Source organism: Desulfatibacillum alkenivorans DSM 16219 (assembly GCF_900142135.1).
GTDB lineage: Bacteria > Desulfobacterota > Desulfobacteria > Desulfobacterales > Desulfatibacillaceae > Desulfatibacillum > Desulfatibacillum alkenivorans.
The window spans coordinates 1-22,606 of sequence record NZ_FQZU01000048.1; the positions used below are offsets into that span (position 1 = coordinate 1).

Here is a 22,606-nt window from a genome sequence, read left to right on the forward strand (position 1 = left end):
AGAAAAAAAATCGGAAAAAGTCTACCGCATAAATTGTCAAAGATCAGGGGCTGATTCAGGGCCCGGACAAGGGTTGTTTTTCCATAGGGTTTCATGTTTTTCTGATCCAGGGCTATGCGTCCTTTTCCTGGGGAAGGAAGGAGACCACCTTGATTCCGTCCATCTCCATGGGGATCCGCCGGTTTTCCCCCAATGTCTTAAAGTCGAAGCCGCTTTCCGTGGGTGCGGACCAGATCATGACCGCATTTCCCTGGCCCAGGCCTTCTTCCACCTGATTCCAGATCATGTCCCTTACCTTGACGGAAAAGTCGCCTACATAGACTCCGGCCCGGACTTCCAGCAGCCAGACCGCCAGTCTGCCGCGAAGCCTCGGGGGGGCGTTTTCAACATCGATGACCAGCATCGCCTATGCTCCTTTCGTTGGGGATGGCCGGGGGGACGGACTCCTTGGGAGGCGGAGGCGGAGAGAGTCCGCCTGCGGCCAGGATGTTTTCAATTTCCGGGATGATGCGGGACAGGATTCGGGATTTCCGAAAGGCGTCCCGGCAGGCCCATCGCACCTCGCTTTCGGGATCCTTTGGTTTTCGGGCGGCGATGGAAAATGCCACGGGGACCACGGTTTCGAATTTGAAGATGTCCGCGACATCGTAGACAAAGGATTTGGGCTTGCCCGTATGGATGAATCCGATGGCCGGGGAGTATCCCGCCGCCAGAATTGCGGCCTCACTGATTCCGTACAAACAGGACGTGGCCGAGCTGAGGCATCGGTTTGCAATGTCGCCGCTGCCCCATTTTGTATGGTCGTAGTTTCTGCCTTTCCAGGAGACTCCGTGCTGTTGGGCCAGGATCTGGTACATTTTTTTGACCCTGGCGCCCTCGATGCCCCGGAGCTGGTCCACGCTTCGGCGCTGGGGGGATTCCTCCCCGAAGCGCAGGGAGTACATTTTGCGCACCACCTTAAGCCGGGCGTCATCGTTATTGGCAAGGGCCGCCTGATACAGGAGCTTGTCGGAGCGGGCGCCGCCGGGCTGGCCTACGGCGTAGAGACGGACCGCAGCCTCCCCCACCCAGATGAGCAGGCACCCCACCCGGGCCGCCAGGGCCACGGCGGCATGGGTGATGCGGATGCCCGGCTCCAGGAGCAGGCATGCCGCGGCGCCAACCGGAATGTGGGTGCGCACGCCGTTTTTATCCACGAGGACAAAAGCGCCGTCCCGGACGTCCAGTTCCCCTTTTTCCAGGAACATGAGGGACACGCGCTCCTTCATGGCAATGGGTTTGAGCTTTGGCAGCATGGCGCTTCCTCCTTGGGAGGCGCCCGGGGATGGCCCGGGCGCCGCGTTTTTTACGGGACGGGAATGACGGAGAGCATTCCAAGCCCCATGACCTTGCCATGGCCGACCCCGTTTTGCAGGGCGGCCGTAAAGAGCGACGGCTCCCGGACCATCAAAACCCCGTCAAACAGGGCCGAGTATACCCGGATGACGTTGCCCTTGTGCTGCTTGCCCGTCAGCATTTGCTCCTGGGCGACGCTCACGGCCGGCTTCTCCATGGTTTGCTGGTAAAAGTCCCCGCAAGGAATCAGCGGCAAGGAGAATCCGTGGAGTTTCGCCATTCTCATCAGCCAGGCCTCCTGCTCCTCCCGCCGGAAGAGGCCTATCCTTTTTCCGTTTCTTTTTATGCTGGGATTGGCCCGCAGCCTGAACCGGAATTTGCCGCCTGGTTCCAGGGAATCCAATTTCAGGCGTTGCTTCAGGTCAATTGGCGGATCCTGTTTCAACAGCCACCCGTTGGAGGAAACGGCGCTCCAATCCGGGAGGGATCTGCTTTGCATTAGGATGTACGGAGACTGGTCCGGCCCGGTTTCAGGCTCCAGCCTCCACAGGAATTCGCTCCGGGGGCAAGGGTTTTCGGGAGGGGAAAAAGCCCTGCACAAAGAGGAATGCATCTGGTACGGGTCGGACAGGTCCCGCCTGGCTTGCTTGGAGCGGGGGTTGAGTTGGATTCTACTCAGATACATGATGGGCCTCCTTGGGGAAAGGGAATCCATTGGGACGCGACAAAGCGGGCCCCGAACCGGCGTTCGGCGAATGATGAAAGGGGCTGGTCCATTTTCATCAGTCCCGAGCCGTCTGTGGACTCCATGGATACAAGCAGCTTGTCGGGCGGCTTTTCCCATTTTCTGAGGGAAGACGTCCACGGCCAGGATTCCAGGGCCGCCATGAGAGGAAGATCCAGGACGGCGTTTTCCATCCAGATGCTTTCGGAAGGGACGTAGGACTTTCTCCCCAGGGCCAGGGGCCAGGCCGGGTTTTTAAGGGCGTTGTGGGCCTTTTCCAGCAATACTTTGTCCGGGCCTTCCAGGGCGACGAGAAAGCAAGCGTCCGCCAGATAATAACGTTTGGAGACCACGCCGTCTTTTGACTGGCTTCCTCCGGCCTTGATGATTGTATCGCCGGCGGCGGCGCCCGCCGTCTGATAGTCGCTTTTCAGCATGCCGGGCCTGTCGTGCCTTACTCCCATGGACAGGCGGGTCAGGGGCTCCAGGTCGGTCCAGTTTGCCCGGTCTATTCCCATGGCCGCCGCAAGCAGCCCCAGGACTCCGGACTTGCTGGGCTCCTTGCCGGTGTCTCGCTGATTAAACCGGCTGGTGGTTCCCCAGGATTGCATGGGGCCGGTCAGGCGAAGCAACAAGGTAGGCATGGTTTTACTCCTTTACAGCGTTCAGGGTTTTTTGAACAAGATCCTGCAGGCTGTCCGCCTTTTGCCCCAGGCCATTGACCTGGGCGTCCAACAGATTCAGGATATAGTTTTTTCCCTCCCCGCCGTACGCGTCCTGAAGAACTTTCGCCTTGGCGGCCAGTTCCTGGGCGGATTCCTTGGTGAGGGACTGGTTTTTCCTCACAAAGACAGGAGTTTCAAAGGCATTGGCAAGGTTGCGGGGCGCCGCGTCGCGGCGCACGGAAGCCATGACGAATTCCGGGGGATTGTGCGCGGCAAAGGTGTTTTGCTTGCCTGTGGGTTCGGCTATGACAAAACCGTTTATAAAGGCTTCTATCCCTTTAAGCGCCAGATCCTTGTCTCCCTGGAGATTTTTCACCAGCTTATCCCAGTCCAGCACGGCGTAACGGTAGAAGCAGGCGGAGTTGAACTCAATGGTTCCCATCATGTCAGCGCCTGCCGTATCCTCCGGCTTGAGGTCGTCCACGGCGGTGTAGAAGTCGAATTCCCTGTCCACGGCATGGGTGGAGATGGCATGGGCGACCTGGCAGGCGGCGTCTTGGTTTTTTTCGGGCATGTCGGCCAGCATGCGGCCGAACAAGGCCACGTCCAGAGCCTTTCCTCCGTTGAAGACATTTTCCAGGGCTTTTTTCAGGTCCGGGTCCACTTGTGCGGCCTTGGCCTTCTTTTTGGACTTTTTTTCGTCGCCGTTGGACGCTACGGGAAGCTCTTTGATGGAATCCCAGCTTTCGCTAATAATGTTTGCGATATTTTCCAGTTCCCGATTTCCCAGAAAAAGCAGGTATTGGCTTTTTCCGTCGTCCTTGATGGTGAGCTTGACGGAAGCAAGAGCAGCACGAATTTTCGCTTCCGCCTCATTTTCATCTCTTCCTTGAGCTGTTATTATTTCCGACAATCGCTGAAGAATGCGTTTTGTGCGGCTGGCAAGGTCTCCGTGGGCCAGGGTGTTTTGGTCAACCAATTCTGAAAAATGCTGTCTGACTGCTCGTTTAAGGCACTGGCTGGATATGCGGGCGCGTCGGGCGCCGCCGAACCATGCGTCCTTGGGAGCGCCCGTATCGTCCCGGTTCAGGTTGGAGGGGGCGTAATTCTGCAGGGCGTGTATTTCTATGATGGTCTTCATGGCGTTATCTCCTATTGGTTTGAGTCCTCTTTGGATTCATCGTTTTGGGGGCGGTAAAAATCCCTGGCCCATTGGTTTTGCGTGCGTTTTTGGGAATCGTTCCAAAACAGAAGCCCTTGGAGCAGGTCTTCATAATCAATGTGAAAGTCCTTGAGCAGGGCCATCATCTGCCTCATGCGGTGGGGCAGTTGATCCTGGTCGGCGTCCAGCATGGCGATGAAGCGGAACTCCGTGCTGGAGGAATCGCTTTTTGTCTTGTGAACGGCGCAGGCTTTGCCAATGGAAAAGGCATGGCCCGCACGGCCTTCTTTCCAGTGCGCGCCCCACAAGCCGGCAGTCAGGTAATAGGCTTTGCGTTTCCAGGTTGAGTCCCGCCCTTGCAGAAAGGGCTCCACATAAGGGAAGGCGGGAACATAGGTTCCGGGATCAAAGGCCAGGCTCCTGCGCAGGACGGCCCGCACCTTGGTATCCCGGGAGTTAAGTTCTTCCAGCCATTGGATAAATGTTTTCATGGCGCCTCCATTTGGGGTTCGGGTTTTTGAATTTCGCTATTTAACTTTTTAATTTCCTGATAAATTTTTCCTTCCGCTTTAACGGCCGCTCGAATGGCCCAGGCGTCTCCCATGGAAACTCCCGCACGGAATTTTTCCCAAGAGTCACTTAAGGCTTCTTTTACGTACAAAAACCATTGACGGCGGATGTCTTCAGGATCCGCCTCCTTGGTGTACTGCTCCAGAATTACGTGAAAGCGGGACTCCAGGATGGACCAGTAGCCGGATATGACCGGTAATTGAGTCACGAAGCCGGAAATATCCTTAGCGTCCGGTTTTCGGTCCCCCCGGGCCAGGAGTTTTTCCGCGTAGGTTCGGCACGCGGAGTACAGACTTTTCTGAGTTGTTTCCGCCTGATCCAGAAGGGAATGAATCTCCGTCCTGACATAACCGTCGCCCAACAGGGCCTTGGGCAGTGCGAACCTTTCTAAACGCCAGAATTCAATTTTCGCCTGATTGTTTGCCTGACCAAGCACCAGGACCGAGTTGGGAAAGCGGGTTACATCAGAGCGGGTGAGGCCGGCCGCATGTTGAATAACCTGAGGAGCGAGCCCTTCTTTATCCGGCAAGAGAGAATCAAACTCCCTCCACACGCCTTTTTCCCCGAATTGCAAAGACATTCGACCATGTTTTGGATGGATTCTATACGCAAGCATGGGATCGGTAAAAGAGTCTGCCTCGCAACCTATTCCCGATGCAAAAGTCATTGATGATATGCCTTTTCCGTCTTCTTCCTGCCTGAATTTTAGTGATCGTGTTCTCCATGTGTACCAATCCGCCAGACCTGATGGGCTTCTTGACGGCCCCTCGCTAAGATATTTTACTTTGTCTGGTTTCCTTTCCCAGACCGGAACATCGCTTTGCAGCACCTCCCTGTTTTGGGGAACCAGCAGGAAAAGCAAGGAGTCTTCAAGGTTCGCGCCCAATGGAATGACCATCAGCGATACTGCGGATGGAGCGCCCTTGGTGTATTTGAAGTCGCTGTTGCCGCCTCCTATTGAGAAAGATTGGCAGGCAAGCAGCCACCGGACGGAATTGGCTGTGGAGATTGCTCCCGCGTTTTGCACGTCCACATGGTCAAAAAGCACCTTGGCGTTATCCGCATTGTGTTCGGCTGCCAGAGCCGGCCAGGAGCGCCATTGTTTTTTCCCCTCCGGGACATAGTCAGGAACTTGGAAAAACGGATACACCTCATGAAAGAGCCAGAACCGGTCGCGCCATTTTTCCAGGTAGGCCTCAATTTTGCCCCTGGGCAGGCCGCCCTTGAATAAGGCTCTGGCCTGGGTGATGTCCGCCGGCCCTTCCAGGGCCCGGTACAGGACAGCCAGCAGAAACCGGTGTAAAGCCGCCGTCACCAGGGGGGAAGGATCCTCGATGGCGGCGATATCCTTTGCCTTGGTCAGCACTTCCCGGACGCCCATTTCCAGGCGGGCGCCGCCGGGCGTTCTGACGGGGATCCAGGGCTCGTCGATCAGGTTGAACTGATTCATAAGTCCTCCTTTTCTTGGTATAACAGGCCCAATGCTTCATCCAAGCGAACTTGGGCGTCATGTTCCCAAAGTCCTTTTTCATCCAGAACCATAGGGAAGCAATTGCGTAACAGGGGCGATTTTTTCCATGGGTCGGGAACGCCGCATTGTTTCAGTTGTTTGACCACGGATTTTCGGGTGATGGAAAGGGTCTTGAAAAATAACTCCTTTGCCTGGGAGAAAGATGGGGTGGATAAAACATGCTCCTTTTCCAATGCGGTTAACGGGATGGCCGACACCGATTCCTCTCCCAGACGGGTCCGGGCCGCCAGGCTGCGGTGAACCAGTGGATCGTCTTCATCATAAAGGACAAAGCGGGACGGATCGTTCCAGGAGTCGTCGTCGGGCAGTCCAATAATAGCCATGTTAGCCTGCCCGGTTTTGGCGAATGCTTCTCCCTCTCCTTCAATGACGGCCTGATCCAGGCGTTCCGCCAAGTGGGAAGGAATTTGCACATGGTCTTCATAAACCGCCGTGACCAGGGAATCTATTTCGTCGGGCAGGATGATTTGTTTTTTTGAGGCAAGGAGCGTCCAGGTTTTTAAAAGCAAGTCTTCCCCGTACACGGAACTCCACCAGAGGGGCTTTTTAAAATCAGGCGGGGCGCCGGGGGTAAGTCCGGCTATTGTCAAAATGGGGGCATCCGCCGGCCTGGATTTTCTTTTGTGCCTCCACAACCGGCCAGCCCTTTGCAGCAGTAAATCAATGGGCGCCAGGTCGGTTATCATGTAGTCGAAATCCAGATCCAGGCTTTGCTCCACCACCTGGGTTGCGATCAGGATTTTTCTCCCGGAACGGTCTCCGTCCTTGCCAAAGACCTTAAGCAGAAAATCCTCCCTTTTTTGCCTTAGGACCGCTGGATACCGGGCGTGAAACAGATACACCTCCGTCCCGTCCTGGAGCCTTTTTCCCACAAGGGCCTCCTGGGTTTTGACGGGTTCCCCCTCAGGGAAGGAAAGAAAGAATTCCTGGGCTCTTCCGACCGTGTTCATCAATACCAGGCCCATGCCTTCGGCGGGCAGATTCTCGGCCAATGCCTGATTGACGGAACTCAAATCCGGTTGAACGCCCTTGACCTTTATGGTTTGACGCCTCTTCGGATCCGTGGAAAAGGAGATTTGTTGGGCTTCGCCTTGGCTAAACACTGTCAATCGGGGGTAGGGGGCGCCCTCGGGCGGTTGAGCTCCTATGCCCGAGGCCAGTTTCCGGCGAATCGATGGAGGCAGGGTTGCGGATAGCAGCACAATTGAGGAGCCCAGGGATAAAAGCCATCTGACCAGATGAATCAAGAGAGTCCCAGTGTAGGAGTCGTATGCGTGGATCTCGTCAAATACCACCACCCGGTTGGCGAGGCCCCACAGACGCACAAAATTATGCCTTACCGGCAATATAGGCAGCAAAGCCTGGTCCACCGTACCCACCCCGTATTCGGAAAGCAGCGCCCGCTTTTTATTGGTAAACCATTCTCCCGCCCTGACTTCTCCTCCGGGATGAGGGTCGCTTATGTCTGAAATTTTCAGGTTGGTGAAATCCTCATTAAGGATACTGGCGCCATGGAGCAATTGAAGGTCCAGGGGACGTTCACACCCTTGTTTGCGGAGAAAGTCCATGGTCCGTTTAAACATGGCGTTGCCCGTGGCTTTTGTGGGCAGGGCTATGTACAGGCCCCGATGCTTGTTTTTTCTTTGCTGTTCCAGGTGGATGTAAAACGCGGCCTCGGTTTTGCCCTCACCCATGGGGGCTTCCAGCAACAGCACGGAAGGCCCGGAAATATCTTGGACGGCAACGGAAACAGCCTCTTGGAGCGGTCTGGGCGGGAATCCAAAAACCTCCGGAAATGTCCTGAAACCCGCAGACAATGGAGTTCGCAGCCTCCATCCGATAGCGTCCAGCGCCGAGTCTGCCTTGGCTTTGCTTTTTTCGTACCATGCCGCCAAGTCGGCGCAGTCCAGGGGCGTTCCGTAGTCAAACCATTCCGTATTGGAGCCGATCCAGTCCGCAAAGCTGGTCAGGCCGGAAATCAGCATGAATTCCGGGCCGCTCAGGGTTTCCTTGGAGGGAGGGGAGACGGGATTGAAAACGGATAGAATCGCCTGGAAGATTTGTTTTCTGGCCTCCGTCCATGCGTCCTCACCCATGGCGAATCTGTCGAACTCCACAGTCTGCAACTCACTGTAAGAGGCTCTTTGTCCGTGATGGCAACCCACGGAGGCAGCGGCTAATTCCGCCAAGTCATATGGCCAGCCCAAATCCAGTAGAATGGATTCCAAGGCGATCTGGCTCACGTATCCATGATTGATCCGTGTGTTGATGCTGCGTCGAGTAGCTATGCCGTGCGGCGGCGCTTCGGTCCATTTGGCCTGGAAGCCAGGGCAGGCCTTGCCTATGTCATGACAGGCAATGACGGCAAGCAACCAGGGACGGGCCTCATCCCACGGGAGCCCCAGGCAGGCGGCCATGTGCTGTTTGGCGGTTTCCGGCTCACGATCCAGGATTGCTTCGGCGCATGCCGCCGCATCCAGCAGATGCAATACCAGAGGATGCCACTGTCCAGAATGGTCAGGGGCCGTCTTGGCCCATAACAAGTGCATGGAGTTGTCCATAAGATTGTTCTCCTTCTAAAGGTTCATTACTCCATCGCCCTTTTTTGATTGTAAGCATGTTGATATGCTTGGAGCGTCTGCTCCAGGCTTTGCACGATCATCTCTTGCAGCTCCGTCGGTTCCAGGACCTGGGCTTCGGGGCCCAGGCTCAGGATCCATTGCTTGATTTCATCCAGGCCGGCGACATCGAAAGTCATTTCCAGGCCGCCGTCCGGGAGCTTTTCCATGCGTTGGCTTTCGTGCCAGATTTTCTCCCCCACCCATCGGGACCATTCCGGACTGATGCGGACCTTCACTGTATGGAGTTCGTCTTGCATGACCTTAAAGCTGCGGCTGGTGTATTCTTCCAGGGAAAAATCTTTCGGAAGGTCGAAAACGGCGCCTGTGACCTTAAGCATCTTTATGCGGTCCACCACAAAGGTCCGGACTTCGCCCCGCAGGTGACAAAAACCGATGAGGTAGATGGTTCCGTCCAGGAATCGCAGGGCGTAGGGATCCACCTTGCGAAGGCTCTCTTTGGGGCTTCGCAGGGATTGGTAAATCATTTCCACCCGCTCCCGTTTGGGCAGGACTTTGCTGAGCTGGTTCAGGATTTCGCGATATTTTCCGTATTCCTTGAACGGCCGTATGCCGACGGAAAAGGCGCTTTGGATATTGTCCAGATAAGCCAGGGTTTCCCGGGGAAGGGTGGCGCGGACTTTTTTAAAAAGTGACTCCAGGGCGTCGTAATACCAGGTGTCTTTAAAAACCTTAATGAAGTCCCCGTAGAGGTATAGGGACATGAGCTCAGTGGTGGTGAAAGGCTGGGGAACCCGGAACTTGTAGTCGTCAATGAAGGCCCATTTGGTCTGGCCCTCGATCTTCTCCGTAAACAACGGAAAGCCTGCGGCCTGCAAAGCCTCCAGATCGCGGTACACGGTTCGGCGAGAAGTATTCTCCAGGTCCATGATGTCGCGTACGCTCAGCCCGTTATGGCTGGCTTCAATATGCCTGAGAATCCGCCATTGCCTGGCTAGTTGATCGCCTCTCATGTCCCCCTCCCGAGTTGTTTTATTGATGTCAAGGCGATCATTAGCATAGCCTCGAAGATCTGACAAACAACAGTTTTATACATGGTTTTAAGTGCTCTTTGTATTGCGAAATTATCCCAATTAATACAGCTTGTTAAAATTTTACCGCCTAAGCTCTGTATTGGCGGCCTTGGTATTTTCCGGGATGAAGATGAGTTGTACGATTATCTTTTAACGGGTAGGTGTGTCAGATCCGGTCACAGTTGGGAGACTTTTTTATCCAACGGGAACTATTCAGAGAGATGGGATGGAGATGCTGAACAAAGGGCGTTTGGCTCTCTTGGAATTAACCCCTGAAATGTGGGAAAGTTTTTGGGCCATAAAAGGGAGTCCACGACTGATATCTATTTAGGGTCTCTGGTCCCCGGATTGGATGAGGTTTCCGGGGCTATTGAAGATGCGGACGAAAACAAAGCGGCCAACCAAGCGGCCAACGAGGACTCCGAAAACGAGGAAAATTAGGTTGTGATGGGATTAGCTAAGTGCTTGAAAATATGGCGGAGAGAGAGGGATTCGAACCCTCGGTGCAGGTTTCCCCGCACACTCGCTTAGCAGGCGAGCGCCTTCAGCCAGCTCGGCCATCTCTCCGCAAGATATGTTGTGGGGGCGAAAAGCCCCGTGCAAAGCGGTTCTTTGGATGTCAATTCCCAGGGATGGGCGTCCGCCTTGCAAAGATGCTCCCCCTTATGCATCATCCCGGCGGTTTTTGCAAGGGGTTTCTTAATCTTTTCTAACATGTTGCAGGAAACCGGGGAAATGGCAGGCGAATCCTCCTGCGCGGTTCCTAAAAGAGGACCGCGGCCGGGCTCAAAGGCCCCATGGTTTCGGCGGGAATAATGCATAATTTCGGGCTGGGGAACCCGGCGGTTGGCAGCGAGGGGACCTCGCAACTACGAGTGCGGGGACCGCGCAGCTACGGTAAAACGGTTTCGAACCGGGGTTTCCGCCCGCCATGCGTCCCTGCTTTCAACCATCATTGCGGGGCGCACCTTGTGTTGCTAAAGCAACCCAGACAGCAAACCACGCTGCCTGGGGCGCCCAAAACAAACGGCAAAGGCTTCGCCGTTGCATTTCCTATTGAATCAGGCCTTGCAGAACGAGCCTATTCCTCTACCTTTTCTTCTCCCGGAGCTTCGGATTTCTCCTTCGCCTCCTGGACTTCCTCTTCAGCTTCCTCTCCTTCCGGTTCTTCCTCGATCTCCGGCTCTTCCGAAGAAATCACAAGGGATTCCCCACCGTCCACGGGGCCTAAAGCTCTCCAGGAAAGCTCCAGGCTGAACTTGTTTTTATCCTTTTTGGCTTTTGCCTCCACTTCCACAAAAACCTGCTCCGGCGGGGTCAGGGTGACGAACTCGTCTCCCTTGGCCACGACAATTTTTCCCTCCTTGAAGCTGGCGGCGAGGTCTTCCAGATAGGCTGCGACCTTTTCCAGTTCCATGGTCTGGCTTTGCGAAACTTTGTTACCGCTCATAGGTTCTTCCTCCTTACAGGCCCAAATTACGTTAAGGATAATAGCACCTGCACCAATAGTCCCGGGTCCAGATGCGGCGTGCTTTTCTTATTGGTCATGGGACAGTCGATGACCCGGACTCCCAGCTTTTCAAGGGATTCCGCGTCCAAGCCGCCCTGATAACCCGGGTTTGTCGAGTCGATTAAAACATAATGGAGCAAATCCTGGCCCCTAAGCCGGGGATCGTCCTCCCGCAGCGTTTCCAGCAGGCGCCTTACCTGATCGGCGACGGTCATGCCCAGGGCTTCGGGATCTTCGCCCGTGTTTGGGATGAATAATTTGGGGCTGGGATTGGCGGCGACGGCCGCGCCCACGCCTTTGGGCAGGAGATTGGCGATGATGCTGGAGTAAAAGCTGCCGATGGGGTAGCAGATCATCTCCGCCTGCTCGATGAGATCCCGCACCTTGGCCCGGATAGGGGGCCTGACCTTTTCCGGCTTGGTCAGGCTGTTGGTGAGATACACCCGTTTGATGGGCGAGTCGATGGGCTCGGCCGCCTTGCCGGTCAAGAGGTGCTGGCCCACGATCACCCTGCCGTCCTCCAGCTCGCCGGCCAGATGCATATGCTGGTTGATCACCGGACGCACCAGGCCCCGGACGTTCACAAGCTTGGAAAACAGATAAATGACCGGGTCGAAGTGGCGGCGGTTTTCCAGGTATCCTGCCGTCAGCACCAGGTTGCCGATGCTGGCGCCCGAGAGGTTGAAGTCATCCGGCATATGCTGCAAAAATCCGTACAGATAGGTGCGGATGATCTTGCGCATGGGATCGCCAATGGCCCGCACCAGACGGTTATTGCCCTTGGCCATGTTTTCCAGGCGGGTTTTCAGCCGGGAGTTGTCTTCTTTGGTCGGAAGGCGGTGGGCGAAAAGCTCGAACACGGCCTGATTGCCGGGATTGTCCTGGTCGGACAGGGCCATAAGCCGATTGCGTACGTCCCCGATGGCGGGCATGTTGAAGGCTTCCCGGAGCTTGGCAGAACTGCCGCCCGAATCGAAGGGCGTGATGATGTGTGTGGAGTTGTGGGTGTACCGGATGAGCTTTTTGCTGGTCTCCCGCAAGGCTGTTCCGCCGGAAAAAAAGAGAATTTTCGGCCCCAGGTCCGGGGCTCTTTCCAGCCTGGCCAGCTTGGTCCTGTCCGGCAGCAGAACGGATTTGGCGACTTCCACTCTTTTCGGCGGCGGCTCTTTTGATTTTTTCCGCAAGGATCTTGGGGCCATGCAATCCTCCGCCTACTTTACGTCGCCGGTTTTTAAAAAGCGCATGCCCAGTTCAGCCGCTTTGGCGAAATCCACGCCCCCGAAAAGCTCGTATACGGCGACCTTTTTCAGACCTTCCACATATACCTCGGCGGGCGGGTCCTTTTCCTCATCCCCCTGGGGAGGGAGGTAGAACAGGCCCGTGGTTTTCATGAAGGCGGCCAGCAGGTCCCGGCGTTCGTCCGGATTCACCCTGCGGATTTCCATGGGCTCGCCCGAATGGGTCCAGTGGAGGATGAAAAGGCCGTTCATGGGCGCGGACAGATGGAATTTTCCCGGGCCGAAGCATTCATCGATATGGGCGTCGTATTTATGCTCCAGATCCCATAACTCCTTTGTAGGGAGCTTGGAGAATCTCTCTTTGTCTTCGGCCGGCATGACCGAAGCCAGATCGGGGTTGTTCAGGGCCGTGCCGGGGTTGATCCGGGGCAGTTTGGCCACGCCGTACATGAGCGTTTCGTCCGCCTTGTTTTCCACCATCAGGCGGTCGTTGGATACAAAATGCGCGCCCAAACTCATGATGTGCAAGGCCAGGGTGGACTTGCCCGCGCCGGAAAATCCGGCCAGGGCCAGGCCTTTATCCTCAAAGGAAACCCCGGCGGCGTGTCCCAGCAGGCAGCCTTTTTCCAAATGCCACTGGATATGCCGGTTGTTGATGAAATTGATGATCTGGTTGGAGTTTTTCACGCACGGCCCCACGGCCAGATGATAATCGCCGCCGAACAGGAACGTCATGCCGGTGATGAGCTTTCTTACGGCCCGGCCGCCCTTAAGGTTCACCCAGGCTTCCTTGATCTTGGTCTTGCCCGGGTCCGGGGTTTTCCTGGTCCAGTCCCAGTCCAGGTTCAGGGGCTCGGTTTCAAAGGCGTGCACGGTTACGTGGGACTCCTGGGCCTGGGCGACGAAAGGCCCGTAATAATCTGCAAGGTCGTCCACCAGTTCCTTGCTGTTGGTTTTCAGGCGGACTTTCCAGGACTCAAACTGCAAATGCAGTTCGTGCGCCGGCGGATAATCCTGCATCAAGTGTTGGGCTGCTTGATCCAGATCAAGAGGGAATACGCTCATGGTTTATAACCTTTTCAGGACGAAATCCACATAAAGAGAGGCGGCGTCCATGCCGCAGGCTTCCTGAATTCCCCGGAATCCGCCAAAGGCGGAAACCTCGAAAACCATGGGGCCGTCCGGGGTCAGGGCCACGTCCACGCAGGTGAAGTCCAGGCCGAAGGGCTCCTGAGCTTTCTTGGCCAGGGCGATCACGCCGTCCGAAGGAGTGAACGCGCCGTATTTGCCGCCCGAGGCCGTGGTGGTGTTCCATTCGCCTATCTGTTTGCGGCGGGCGTAGGTGGTCAAATATTCTCCGCCCAAAAAAACCAGGCCCAGGTCCTGGGGGCCCAGGTCGATGGTTTTTTGGATGTACATGGTTTTATGATTGGACCGGTATTCTGCGATTTTTTCCCTGGCGCCCTCCCCGGCGGAGATGACGGTCATGCCCCGGGCCTTGGAGGTGTACAACGGCTTGAACACGGCTTCCTCGTATTTTTCCACCGCGGTCAGGGCTTGGTCCACGCTTTCCGTAATGGTGGTCGGCGGCATGGGAATGCCGGCCAGGCGAAGGCCCACGGTGCAGCTCAGGCGATCCAGCACCCGCATGATGTTTTCCGGTGCGCTGAACATGGGCAGGCCCTGGCGGTTTAAAAAACGCAGGGTTTCCAGGCGGTCCATGAGGTCCGGCGAATAACGGGCGCCGATTTTCTTGATGATCAAAGCGTCCAGCTCCCGTAAATCCAGGCCGTTCAAATAAGCGGTTTCCGCGTCCAGGTCCAGGCGGACCTTGTCCATCTCCACCAGCAGACCGTAGCCTGTGCGCTTTTCCACGGTTTCCGCCAGCAGTTCCGATGACCAGCCGCCTTTGACTCCCACTACTCCTATTTTCAAAACAACGTCTCCGAACTATCTTAAGTAATTAGTAAAAAAGAATGTCCATGGGCAGCGAAAACTCCTCCCAATGGCCTTTTTGGACCGTCAGCTTTTCCATGAGAAAGTGCGCCCTTAAAAACATTTCCTTGGCGAATTTGGCGTGCAGCTCAAACCGGGTGGACGTCAGGAACGAGCGGGCCAGGGCCAGGGCCATGCGGGCCTGGAAGGTTGCGTCGCCCTGGTCTTCGGCGAAGGATTTGAAGAACTCGTAAAAATCCTCGATGATGCCGTTCAAGCGGCTGCGCAGGGCTTCCTCAAAAACCGGCATCCTGAAATTGGAAAGCAAAAAGACCGACGCGTCCTGGATGTAGTCGTACCGCCGGGACCGGTATACGTCAATATAGTGGATCTTTTGGGTGTTTGGGTTGAACACCATGTTGTTGACGTTGAAGTCGCCGTGAATGAACACGGAAAACGGCGCCGGGATTTGCTTTTCGATTTCCTCGCAGTGCTGAATCAGGTCCTGGGTGGATTCCACCACCTTGCCGCCGATGGTCCTGGTGTGCCGGAAAAAATCCGGGTGCATCTGGAGGATGGAATCCATGCGCTCCGCCACTTGCGCCATGTAGCTCAGGGTGACTTTGCCGGACTCCTTGGTGGAGGTCCAGACCCTGCCTATGGTCTCCCGCAGCTTTTCCGCAGCCGTCTCCAACAGGTTGGTGTCTGCCCCCAGGATGATTTCGTCCAGGGAGCTGCCCGAGAGAAATTCCACCAGCAGGCAGGCTTTGTCCTCTTCCTCGCTGTAATTGTACACGTGGGGAACCAGGCCGGGGGCCAGCTTTTCCCAATGCTCCAGATTGGCCTTTTCCCGGGCTATTTTCGCCTTGACGCCTTCCTTGTACAACCTGCCGGTTTCCTCGGCGCCCTTGGGGTCGTCTTTGGGCGCCACCCGGCCCATATGGCAGCCGGAACGCGTTCCCCATATGCCCTGAAAGTCCACGTCCTTCATGTTTTGGGCGAAGCCCGTATCGGACAGGCTTTTGTTCAGGGATTCAAACTGGTCGATTTTGATTTTTTCGCCCAGGATGCCGAAAATAATGGCCTCGCCGATGTTCAGCAGGGAGTCGCCGATGCGTTCCAGATAGCGCAGGATAAAAAGCAGGGTGATGTGGTTTTCCACCTCCCGGCCTTCCCGCAAATTTTCCATGATCCGGTCGAACCCCCTTTTGTACAACTGGTCCATGCGCATTTCCGACCGGCAGATTTCCACGGCGCCGGCCATGTCCTGGGTTTGCATCACGGGCAGGATGCGGGCCAGGCTTTGCTGGGCTTCGAAAAAGAGGTCCATGTACTCCGCCTGAGTGATAAAGGAGGTATCCGAAAGATAGTTGGTCTGTCTGGCCACGTTCACGCAAAAATCCGCTATGCGCTCCAGGTTGACGCAGATTTTCTGCATGGCCTGGCACAGGTTGACCTGCTTGATTTGCAGGGACCGGTCCGTGTGGATTTTGGCGAAGCACTTGTTTTCGATAAGCGTCTTCAGGTGGTCGATGTAGTCGTCCTTATCCACTATCCTGCGATACTGGGAGTGGTCCGGGCCCGCCAGATAGCGGAAGGTCCTCTGGAGTTGGGACTGCACTTCAACCACAAGGAACTGAAAATTTTCTTCCAGGCCTTCAAATTGGATCATGGAATCACGCCAACGCCCTTTTTCGCATTAGGTATTGATGACAATGGGGTCTTTATCCAAGGGATCCCCTTTGTCGGAATTCTTCCAGGAAATCTTCAGCACCAGCTTGCTGGTGTCTTTTTTCCTCCGGGCTTTCACCTGGAACTTGAGCATGTTGTTGGGTTGGAGCAATATCTCGTCCCCATTGGTGGAAAGCTGGATTTTTTTGTTTTCGATTCCCTGAATCAGCGATTCCAAAAAATCCTTGATAGTCTGGGAGTCCTGCAACGATTCAAATTCGAATTTTTCTTCAAAGGCCATGGCGGCGCCTCCTTATAGGTATTTCCATGACAAGGCTTATGACGTCAGCCGGGCTATGTATTCTTCAATGACCGCGCCCCGGTCCATTTTGGCCAAAATCAATTTCTTCCGGATGGCAAGATCGTCCCAGGCGGGCTGATACCCGATCTCCCGGGCGGCCTTGGCCTGGTTCTGCGCCTCCGGCGGCTTGATTTTTTCCGACATATGGGTGTCGTCGCCCATAAAAATCATCAGACGGCGCGACTGCCTGGACGCCCGATGGTTGGTCTTGTTCACCACGTCGATCAAAAATTCCGTGTATCTGCGGGATTGGGGGTTCCATACCTCGTACCCGTCCACGTCGTAGTCGGCCAGCAGGATGGGCCAGAACTGCTCGGGATGGGGAATGACGATCCCCCCGCCCAAAGAGCGAACCTCCTCGATGATCTCCGAAGTGCGATAAAAATACTTGAAAGGAAAATTCAGCTTAACCAGCTTTTTGACTTCCTGCAAAAAGGCCTGGCACCGGTTGATCCAGGTGTTTCCGTAAACCGGACGCAATCCGTTGAAAAATTCCTTGATCACCTTGTTTTTGATGGAAAAAATCGGAATCTGGTCATAGTTGGCTTCCAGCAAAATTTTGATCTTCGCCGTTACGATGCGCACGAATTCCACGATGTCCTCGCCGGCGCCCGTTTCTTCAGCTGCTTTGTTCAGGATTTCCTCGTCAGGCTGGGCTAGGGCTTCGATAAAAGCGAAAAGCTGGCTGGACCGGTATTTGAAAGTATGCTCCAGCATGGACCTGAGCACCGCGGCGTCCTGAACCCGCTCCTTTTGAAAATGAAGCAAAAGCTGCACCTTCTGGTTGAACCCCGCGCTGTAGCAATCCACTTCCACGCCTGCGTAATCGCCCAAAAACAGCAAGTCATTGTGCTGGGTGGGGATGATCAGTTCCTCGTCCTTGTTGGGGAACATGGCGTTCACGCGCCGGACGATCAGGTCCATGGGAATGAACTCAGGGTGCCAATGGATGGCCAGGACGTTTTTCTGCCTGGGAAGCACGGTTTGCGGCTGTGTTATGATTCTCTCGGCGTCCTCGGAAATGTCCACGGAAACGACCTTGAAAAACAAAGCGCTGTCGTCGTCCGTAACTTCCCTGCTCACCTCGGGGAGGGCGCATTGGCCGCCGGCCCCTTCTTTTGAATAGACTAATTCCATTGGCTTTTTGATTTCCTTACCCCTTCAGTCGTAGGATTTGTGGCATTCCTTCATTTCCCGGCGCAAATTGTCCACCGCCGTCTTCTGGGCGGTCGCGTCCCCTTTTTCATGGGCTTTGGAAAGGGCCTTGCACAAGCCCATGCGCGGCTCAGGATCGGATTCCTTCGGGTGCAGATATTCCATCATGACCCGGTAGTCCTCCACAAAGGAGTCCAGGGCGTCCTCCGGGATCGGCTCGCCTTGCCGCAGGCTGGCGCCCATGGCCTTGAAGCGGCTTTTCATTCGCTTTTTAAGGGCCTTAAAGTTGATTTTGCCTTTTTCAGGAGAAGGCTCCTTCCCTTCCGGAATCGCGTGGATCAATCGGACGCGGACCACCCCTGAAGGCTCCTGGGTCTTGGCCTTGATTTCCAACCTGGAAAAGGCGTCCGGGTTCAGGGAAAATTCCGGATTCCCGCCCTTTTTTTCCCACGCGTCGGCGAACCGGCGTAAAAAATCCGGCAGATCGCTTTGCACGATGTCAATCTTTTGTTTGTCTTTTTTTTCGCCCATTCCTGCGTCCCTTTTGGCGTTATCTATCCGGGCAAAGACCCGAACTTCCATTTATACACTTGTCTTTGTTAGCTTTTCGTTAGGTTTGTGTTAGAACTAAACGTTCCCAATGCCCCTTGAGACTCTGCAAAAGCGCCTTTTTTGTCATGAATTGGATAAGCTGATTTTAAAGCAATTTGTATGCCGGAGGCGCCCGCTGCCGGGAAAGCGCAATGGGGTCAAATCTACGTTTGACGTTTGAGGATTCAAAAAAACACAGGGCGGCTCCATGGTTGATTCTTGAGCGCGGCCGGCCCAAGCGGCGTTTTTGGCGTCTGGGCGTCCACGGAAATCCTGCGAAACCCAATACATCTTCCATGGACAACCCCACATACCGCCGCCGGAATTGAACCACCTATCGCATCCCTCCCTATCAAGTCCAGCCTGGGCATGCAATGCCGGGGGGAAGGCGATCGGGGTGCTTTTGAAAACCCATGCATTCAGGGGAACGTCCCTTGTTTCCGATTCAGGAGGTCGGGTTAAAAAGTCACCGAATCCTCAAAAAGCAGCCGGAATCCGGGCAAAAGATGCATGGCCGTATGCTGGTTTTTGGGCATGACCTTAAAGGCAGAGGCCAGCCTGCGGGGATTCATGTAGAATTTTTGGTAGGCGAACTTGTTGGCCTTGTGCAACTCCTCGTCCGTGGCGGCCGACAGGTTGACGGGCATGTGGAAGTAATCCTTGAACCGGATGTCCATGGCGCCGGTCCCGGCCATGCGGGCGACCTCGGTGCCGGGGAAGGGGTTTAAATACATGAACAAGGCGAAATGCAGCCGCGACCTTGCCGCATAATCGGCGGTCATGAGCATTTCTTCATAGGTTTCCGTGGGAAAGCCCATCATAAAAAAGCCCATGGAGACGATGCCCCGGTCCGCGGCCATGGCTATTGATTGGCGCATTTTGTCCAGGTCCGCGTTTTTTCTGACCAGTTTTTGCATCCGGGGGCTGGCGACCTCGGGAGCGAAGGACACTCGAAACACCCCGGCCTCCTTGAACAAGTTCCACAATTCCTCGTCCATCACGTCCCCGCGCACGCCGTTAGGCAGGGAAAAATCCAGATTCAGGCGGCTGTCCAAAATGCTTGTGCAAATGGCGGCGGCTCTGGTCTTGGAAAGGTTAAAGCAGTCGTCCAGGATCTCGATTTCCCGCACGCCGAACCTGTCTTTGAGCATGGCGATTTCGGCGGTCACCGCCTCCGGGCTCCTGGCCCGGAATTGCTTGCCGAACACGTTGTGGCAAAAGATGCAATGATACGGGCAGCCCCGGGAGGTGAATACGGACAGGCTTTTACGGTGTTTGATAAACCGGTTTTGGGTGTGCTTGCCCAGGCGGGAAAAATAATTTTCCGGGCCTATCAGGTCCCAGGCGGGATTGAGCGCGTCTACGTTTTCAATCATTTCCCGAGGGCCGTTATACACGGGGCCGTCCGGAGTTTTAAAGGCAAGCCCGGGAATGGCGTCAAGGGCGCCGCCTCCGTCCAGCGCGTTCATCAGATCAACCAGGGTTTCCTCTCCCTCGCCGATCACCGCGTAATCCAGGTTGGGGTCTTCCAACACGGCCTTGCCGCAGGCCGAGGCGTGGGGGCCTCCCAATATCACGGGAACGCCTGGCAGGATCGATTTGACTACGGCTGCGCTTCGGGAGGCGTCCGGGCTGTCCAGGGTCAGGGCGGAGATTCCCACGACGTCCGGGTTGAATCGCCTGACTTCGGCGGCAAGCCGTTTGTCCGAAAGCCGCCAGCGCCGGGCGTCCAGAATTCTCGCCTCATCGCCCCTGGAAGTGCGCAGGGCTTCGGCCAGGTATCCCAGGCCGATGGGCGCAGGCCAGACTTTCATGATGCTGTTGGGGCGTAAAAGCAGTACTTTCACAAATATCCTCGGACGCCGTTCCCGGCGTTTTAGGTTTATTATTCCCTGTACTCAACCCCGGGAGGGGGCGTAAAATAAGGCTCGTTCCACTCCAGGGAAACCATGGAAAAAGGCCCCTCCAGGCCGTCCTCCGCCAGGTCGTCCTCAATAAAGCGGGCGCTCCCTTTCACAACCAAGGGCAGGTGATAGCTGTACTTCCTTCGCCGCAGCTTGCCATTCCGGTCCGAAAAGGTCGCCCACATGGTCTGGGACCGGCAGGTTTTGGGGTTGAGCCAAAAGCACGGCGTGACGGGCTCCTGCTTGAGCATGGCGTCAAAGAGGCTGGGCGTCAGCCCCAGGACCTCCAGCCTTCCGTTTTCAATAATAGGCAGAATGATCAGGCGATCAGCCGTGCAGATGTCCGGGTGCATGGCGTATATGGCGTCGCCGTCGTCAAACGAAGCCAGCAGGTTAAATCCCTGGGCGGTCATATTTTTTCGGCTGAAACGCTCCTTGTACTTTCCGTAAAGCAGGCTTTCGTGCACCGCCAGCAGACGCACGCCCTGGGCGTACAGGTACTCCTGGGCGTCCAAAGAGGGCAGCTGCCTTGTCTCCGGGAGGACGAAATCCTGGGGCAAAAAGCTGGTGTGGCTGTTGGCCGAAGTCTGCCGCACCCAAAGGCGCCGATACAGGCCCACGTTGCTTTCCACGTACAGCCTGGCCGGAGGGACGCCCTCGTCGTACTGGTACAGCCTTTCCTTGGACGGGATGTGGAGGATGGACTCCTCCGGGCTGGTTAACGGGTTGTTTTCAGCCAGCCAAAGGTCGCTTTGAGTGGGGCCGAACAAGGCGTCAAAGTTATACATCGGCCTGGGGATGGAAAGGTTTTCCACGGTAATGACGGCAATGACCGCCGCTAGTAATACGGCGGCGGCCGCCTTTCCTTTGGCCTTGAGAATGCGCTGCTCAAATCCGGCGAAAGCCCCGGCGGTGAGCAAAGCCAGGGCGAAAGTGTAAAACACCACCAGACGGGTGGGGTTGCGGATGATGCTTCCCAAGGGCAGGACTTGGGAAAGATGCCGCAGGACGACCGCTTCGCTCATCTCCCACCGGAAAAACTGCAAGGGTTTCCACCCCGTGCTCGCCAGGACGGCGAAAACCAGAACACCCGTCAGAAACCAGGGCGAAATCCGTTCCCTGGGCATGCGCCCGGCGCCCGTCAGGATCAAATACCAGACCAGAACGCCGGGAAACAGCGCCGCGTGGGGAAAGTCGGGGAACCCCGCGGTCTCGTAATCCTGCGCCAGCCAGGCCCCGTAAAGCAAGTTTTCTTTGGCCGCGTTAAACCATTCTGACGGAGAGTAGGCGAAGGTGTAGGAAAACAGGCTTTCGCTGGAGCCTGTCATTTGATCCAGGCGATACTGCACCATGGTTTGCAAATAGGGCAGGGCCAAGGGCAGGATTAGCAAGACGCCCATGAATCCGGCGCCCGCAATGGCCGGGATATGCTCCTTGGTGAAAAAGGCCTTGCGGCGCCAAATCACGATGGCCGCCATCAAATACACGGCGAACAGGCAGTGATAAAAATACATGTAAAACTGGAGCGCCAGCAGTCCCACGGCAATGTATAAATACCGGGCTTTGTCTTCGTGGATGTACTTGAACAAAAACAGAAGTATCCAGGGGACGATGACCATGTTCATGTCGATGAAGTCCACGGTGCGGCATAAAGCGGCGGCCGTGAACGAAAACACGACCCCGGCGACGACTCCCGCCCGCGTGCTTTTCATAAGATATTGCGCCAAAAAGAACATGGAAAAGGCCGAGCCAATGAGCATGAACAGCATGGCGCCGTTAATCGCAAAGTGCAGGTTTTGGGTCGGCAGAAAAAACAGGCCGAAAATCTGGGACAGGCCGAAGGGGATGCCCAAAAACAAAAAGGGAGATTCCAACGGCGCCGTGAGGCCGGGATCAAAGGCTTTGTGCAGGTTGAACGGATGCTCTTGCAAGAATAAAATCGCCTGCTCCGCCATGAACCCGCCCGTGGGAATGGTGTTGAAAGAGCCCGGAGTCGCCTCGCCCATATGCAGAGCCATGGGCCAGGTGTGCAGCACGGCCAGGGCGGCGTACAACGCCAGAACCAGGCTGTAGGTTGTGAGCTTTCTCAAGGATCCCCTCCCGGGATTCCGGATTTACGCCAGGGCCGCCTTTATATTCCGGCGGCCCCGAAGGAAGATGGACAAGGCCTTAGCAAGTGGGCTGATTATGCTGGAAAAGCGCGGATATGGCAAGGGGGGAAACTGGTACGGGCTCTCTCCGGCGCTTGGGCCGAAGGCCTGCGCCGGGGATGGACCATGGCTGCCGCCTATTTTTTGGGAAGCGTGATCTGCCTTTTTTCAGGATCTTCCTGCCGGCGATAGAAAATGGCCATATGCCCTATCATTCCCACCATCTCACACTTGGCGCCCTTTTCAATGGCTTCCGAGATCTCGGTCTTCAAGGCCTTTTCCTTGTAATCCCCAAACTTGACCTTGATCAGTTCATGGAGGTCCAGAGCCTCGTCCACCGAAGCGATCAAGCCGTCCGTAAGCCCTTTCTGGCCGACAATCACCACCGGCTTCATGCTATGGGCCAGGCCCCGCAAATATTTTCTTTCAAAACCCTTCAGTTCCATTATCGC

General features: G+C 55.8%; 21 protein-coding genes and 1 tRNA gene. 1 reads left to right on the plus strand and 21 read right to left on the minus strand.

What is annotated here, in order from left to right; genetic code table 11:
- Window positions 1–112 precede the first annotated feature (112 nt).
- The 9 genes from cas2e to BUE18_RS24015 are packed head-to-tail and all read right to left on the minus strand — an operon-like array spanning window position 113 to window position 9,579.
- A complete protein-coding gene (cas2e, locus tag BUE18_RS23975) occupies window positions 113–403 on the minus strand; it encodes a type I-E CRISPR-associated endoribonuclease Cas2e (protein ID WP_073478688.1) in 291 nt (96 codons plus the stop codon).
- Window positions 384–1,295: a type I-E CRISPR-associated endonuclease Cas1e gene (gene cas1e / locus BUE18_RS23980; protein ID WP_073478689.1), complete on the minus strand. Its 912-nt coding sequence runs from the start codon at window positions 1,293–1,295 to the stop codon at window positions 384–386. Before cas1e ends, cas2e begins: the two co-directional genes overlap by 20 nt.
- Before the next feature lie 50 nt (window positions 1,296–1,345).
- Window positions 1,346–2,020 carry a type I-E CRISPR-associated protein Cas6/Cse3/CasE gene (gene cas6e / locus BUE18_RS23985; protein WP_073478690.1) on the minus strand — a complete coding sequence of 225 codons (675 nt, stop codon included), beginning with the start codon at window positions 2,018–2,020 and terminating at the stop codon, window positions 1,346–1,348.
- Window positions 2,011–2,703 (minus strand): type I-E CRISPR-associated protein Cas5/CasD, encoded by a 693-nt coding sequence (gene cas5e, locus BUE18_RS23990; RefSeq protein WP_073478691.1) that lies wholly within the window; start codon window positions 2,701–2,703, stop codon window positions 2,011–2,013. Before cas5e ends, cas6e begins: the two co-directional genes overlap by 10 nt.
- 4 nt (window positions 2,704–2,707) lie before the next feature.
- Window positions 2,708–3,865, minus strand: a complete 1,158-nt coding sequence (cas7e, locus tag BUE18_RS23995) for a type I-E CRISPR-associated protein Cas7/Cse4/CasC (RefSeq protein WP_073478692.1) — start codon at window positions 3,863–3,865, stop codon at window positions 2,708–2,710.
- An 11-nt stretch (window positions 3,866–3,876) separates the two neighbouring features.
- Complete coding sequence (gene casB / locus BUE18_RS24000) at window positions 3,877–4,377, minus strand: type I-E CRISPR-associated protein Cse2/CasB (RefSeq protein ID WP_073478693.1); 501 nt, start codon at window positions 4,375–4,377, stop codon at window positions 3,877–3,879.
- On the minus strand, window positions 4,374–5,906 hold the full coding sequence (gene casA / locus BUE18_RS24005; protein ID WP_073478694.1) for a type I-E CRISPR-associated protein Cse1/CasA: 1,533 nt from the start codon (window positions 5,904–5,906) through the stop codon (window positions 4,374–4,376). The genes casB and casA overlap by 4 nt, the downstream gene beginning before the upstream one ends.
- The gene (locus BUE18_RS24010) at window positions 5,903–8,548 is read right to left on the minus strand and encodes a CRISPR-associated helicase/endonuclease Cas3 (RefSeq protein ID WP_083611269.1); all 2,646 of its coding nucleotides are present in this window, start codon (window positions 8,546–8,548) and stop codon (window positions 5,903–5,905) included. Before BUE18_RS24010 ends, casA begins: the two co-directional genes overlap by 4 nt.
- A 26-nt stretch (window positions 8,549–8,574) precedes the next feature.
- Window positions 8,575–9,579, minus strand: a complete 1,005-nt coding sequence (locus BUE18_RS24015; protein ID WP_073478695.1) for a helix-turn-helix transcriptional regulator — start codon at window positions 9,577–9,579, stop codon at window positions 8,575–8,577.
- A gap of 351 nt (window positions 9,580–9,930) precedes the next feature.
- Between BUE18_RS24015 and BUE18_RS28105 the strand changes: the two genes are divergently transcribed.
- Entirely contained in the window at window positions 9,931–10,080 is a 150-nt protein-coding gene (locus tag BUE18_RS28105; RefSeq protein WP_170868452.1) for a hypothetical protein, read from the plus strand.
- A gap of 33 nt (window positions 10,081–10,113) precedes the next feature.
- On the opposite strand, the gene BUE18_RS24020 is transcribed toward BUE18_RS28105, so the two are convergent.
- From BUE18_RS24020 to yhbY, 12 genes are all read right to left on the minus strand, one after another.
- Window positions 10,114–10,206, minus strand: a tRNA-Ser gene (locus tag BUE18_RS24020).
- A 514-nt stretch (window positions 10,207–10,720) separates the two neighbouring features.
- Entirely contained in the window at window positions 10,721–11,089 is a 369-nt protein-coding gene (locus BUE18_RS24030; protein WP_073478697.1) for an amphi-Trp domain-containing protein, read from the minus strand.
- Window positions 11,090–11,115: 26 nt separating this feature from the next.
- Window positions 11,116–12,348: a GAK system CofD-like protein gene (locus BUE18_RS24035; RefSeq protein WP_073478698.1), complete on the minus strand. Its 1,233-nt coding sequence runs from the start codon at window positions 12,346–12,348 to the stop codon at window positions 11,116–11,118.
- 12 nt (window positions 12,349–12,360) lie between these two features.
- Window positions 12,361–13,452, minus strand: coding sequence for an HprK-related kinase B (locus BUE18_RS24040; protein WP_073478699.1), 1,092 nt, complete (start codon window positions 13,450–13,452; stop codon window positions 12,361–12,363).
- A 3-nt stretch (window positions 13,453–13,455) separates the two neighbouring features.
- Complete coding sequence (locus BUE18_RS24045; RefSeq protein WP_073478700.1) at window positions 13,456–14,322, minus strand: GAK system ATP-grasp enzyme; 867 nt, start codon at window positions 14,320–14,322, stop codon at window positions 13,456–13,458.
- A 28-nt stretch (window positions 14,323–14,350) separates the two neighbouring features.
- Window positions 14,351–15,994, minus strand: a complete 1,644-nt coding sequence (locus BUE18_RS24050; protein ID WP_073478701.1) for a PhoU domain-containing protein — start codon at window positions 15,992–15,994, stop codon at window positions 14,351–14,353.
- A gap of 27 nt (window positions 15,995–16,021) precedes the next feature.
- Complete coding sequence (locus tag BUE18_RS24055; protein ID WP_073478702.1) at window positions 16,022–16,294, minus strand: amphi-Trp domain-containing protein; 273 nt, start codon at window positions 16,292–16,294, stop codon at window positions 16,022–16,024.
- A 36-nt stretch (window positions 16,295–16,330) separates the two neighbouring features.
- A complete protein-coding gene (locus tag BUE18_RS24060) occupies window positions 16,331–17,491 on the minus strand; it encodes a hypothetical protein (protein ID WP_073478703.1) in 1,161 nt (386 codons plus the stop codon).
- Between the two features lie 24 nt (window positions 17,492–17,515).
- The gene (locus BUE18_RS24065; protein ID WP_170868453.1) at window positions 17,516–18,040 is read right to left on the minus strand and encodes a GAK system XXXCH domain-containing protein; all 525 of its coding nucleotides are present in this window, start codon (window positions 18,038–18,040) and stop codon (window positions 17,516–17,518) included.
- Between the two features lie 518 nt (window positions 18,041–18,558).
- On the minus strand, window positions 18,559–19,947 hold the full coding sequence (locus BUE18_RS24070; protein ID WP_073478705.1) for a B12-binding domain-containing radical SAM protein: 1,389 nt from the start codon (window positions 19,945–19,947) through the stop codon (window positions 18,559–18,561).
- Window positions 19,948–19,985: 38 nt separating this feature from the next.
- Window positions 19,986–22,094, minus strand: coding sequence for a glycosyltransferase family protein (locus tag BUE18_RS24075; RefSeq protein WP_073478706.1), 2,109 nt, complete (start codon window positions 22,092–22,094; stop codon window positions 19,986–19,988).
- 197 nt (window positions 22,095–22,291) lie between these two features.
- Complete coding sequence (gene yhbY, locus BUE18_RS24085; RefSeq protein WP_073478708.1) at window positions 22,292–22,600, minus strand: ribosome assembly RNA-binding protein YhbY; 309 nt, start codon at window positions 22,598–22,600, stop codon at window positions 22,292–22,294.
- Between the last annotated feature and the right edge of the window lie 6 nt (window positions 22,601–22,606).

Coding starts and splice junctions, on each gene's coding strand:
- BUE18_RS24060 (WP_073478703.1), bottom strand. CDS start 17,491: ATGGAATTAGTCTATTCAAAAGAAGGGGCCGGCGGCCAATGCGCCCTC.
- BUE18_RS24030 (WP_073478697.1), bottom strand. CDS start 11,089: ATGAGCGGTAACAAAGTTTCGCAAAGCCAGACCATGGAACTGGAAAAG.
- BUE18_RS24050 (WP_073478701.1), bottom strand. CDS start 15,994: ATGATCCAATTTGAAGGCCTGGAAGAAAATTTTCAGTTCCTTGTGGTT.
- cas2e (WP_073478688.1), bottom strand. CDS start 403: ATGCTGGTCATCGATGTTGAAAACGCCCCCCCGAGGCTTCGCGGCAGA.
- BUE18_RS24015 (WP_073478695.1), bottom strand. CDS start 9,579: ATGAGAGGCGATCAACTAGCCAGGCAATGGCGGATTCTCAGGCATATT.
- cas5e (WP_073478691.1), bottom strand. CDS start 2,703: ATGCCTACCTTGTTGCTTCGCCTGACCGGCCCCATGCAATCCTGGGGA.
- cas6e (WP_073478690.1), bottom strand. CDS start 2,020: ATGTATCTGAGTAGAATCCAACTCAACCCCCGCTCCAAGCAAGCCAGG.
- BUE18_RS24065 (WP_170868453.1), bottom strand. CDS start 18,040: ATGGGCGAAAAAAAAGACAAACAAAAGATTGACATCGTGCAAAGCGAT.
- cas7e (WP_073478692.1), bottom strand. CDS start 3,865: ATGAAGACCATCATAGAAATACACGCCCTGCAGAATTACGCCCCCTCC.
- casA (WP_073478694.1), bottom strand. CDS start 5,906: ATGAATCAGTTCAACCTGATCGACGAGCCCTGGATCCCCGTCAGAACG.
- BUE18_RS24040 (WP_073478699.1), bottom strand. CDS start 13,452: ATGAGCGTATTCCCTCTTGATCTGGATCAAGCAGCCCAACACTTGATG.
- BUE18_RS24010 (WP_083611269.1), bottom strand. CDS start 8,548: ATGGACAACTCCATGCACTTGTTATGGGCCAAGACGGCCCCTGACCAT.
- BUE18_RS24055 (WP_073478702.1), bottom strand. CDS start 16,294: ATGGCCTTTGAAGAAAAATTCGAATTTGAATCGTTGCAGGACTCCCAG.
- casB (WP_073478693.1), bottom strand. CDS start 4,377: ATGAAAACATTTATCCAATGGCTGGAAGAACTTAACTCCCGGGATACC.
- BUE18_RS24035 (WP_073478698.1), bottom strand. CDS start 12,348: ATGGCCCCAAGATCCTTGCGGAAAAAATCAAAAGAGCCGCCGCCGAAA.
- cas1e (WP_073478689.1), bottom strand. CDS start 1,295: ATGCTGCCAAAGCTCAAACCCATTGCCATGAAGGAGCGCGTGTCCCTC.
- yhbY (WP_073478708.1), bottom strand. CDS start 22,600: ATGGAACTGAAGGGTTTTGAAAGAAAATATTTGCGGGGCCTGGCCCAT.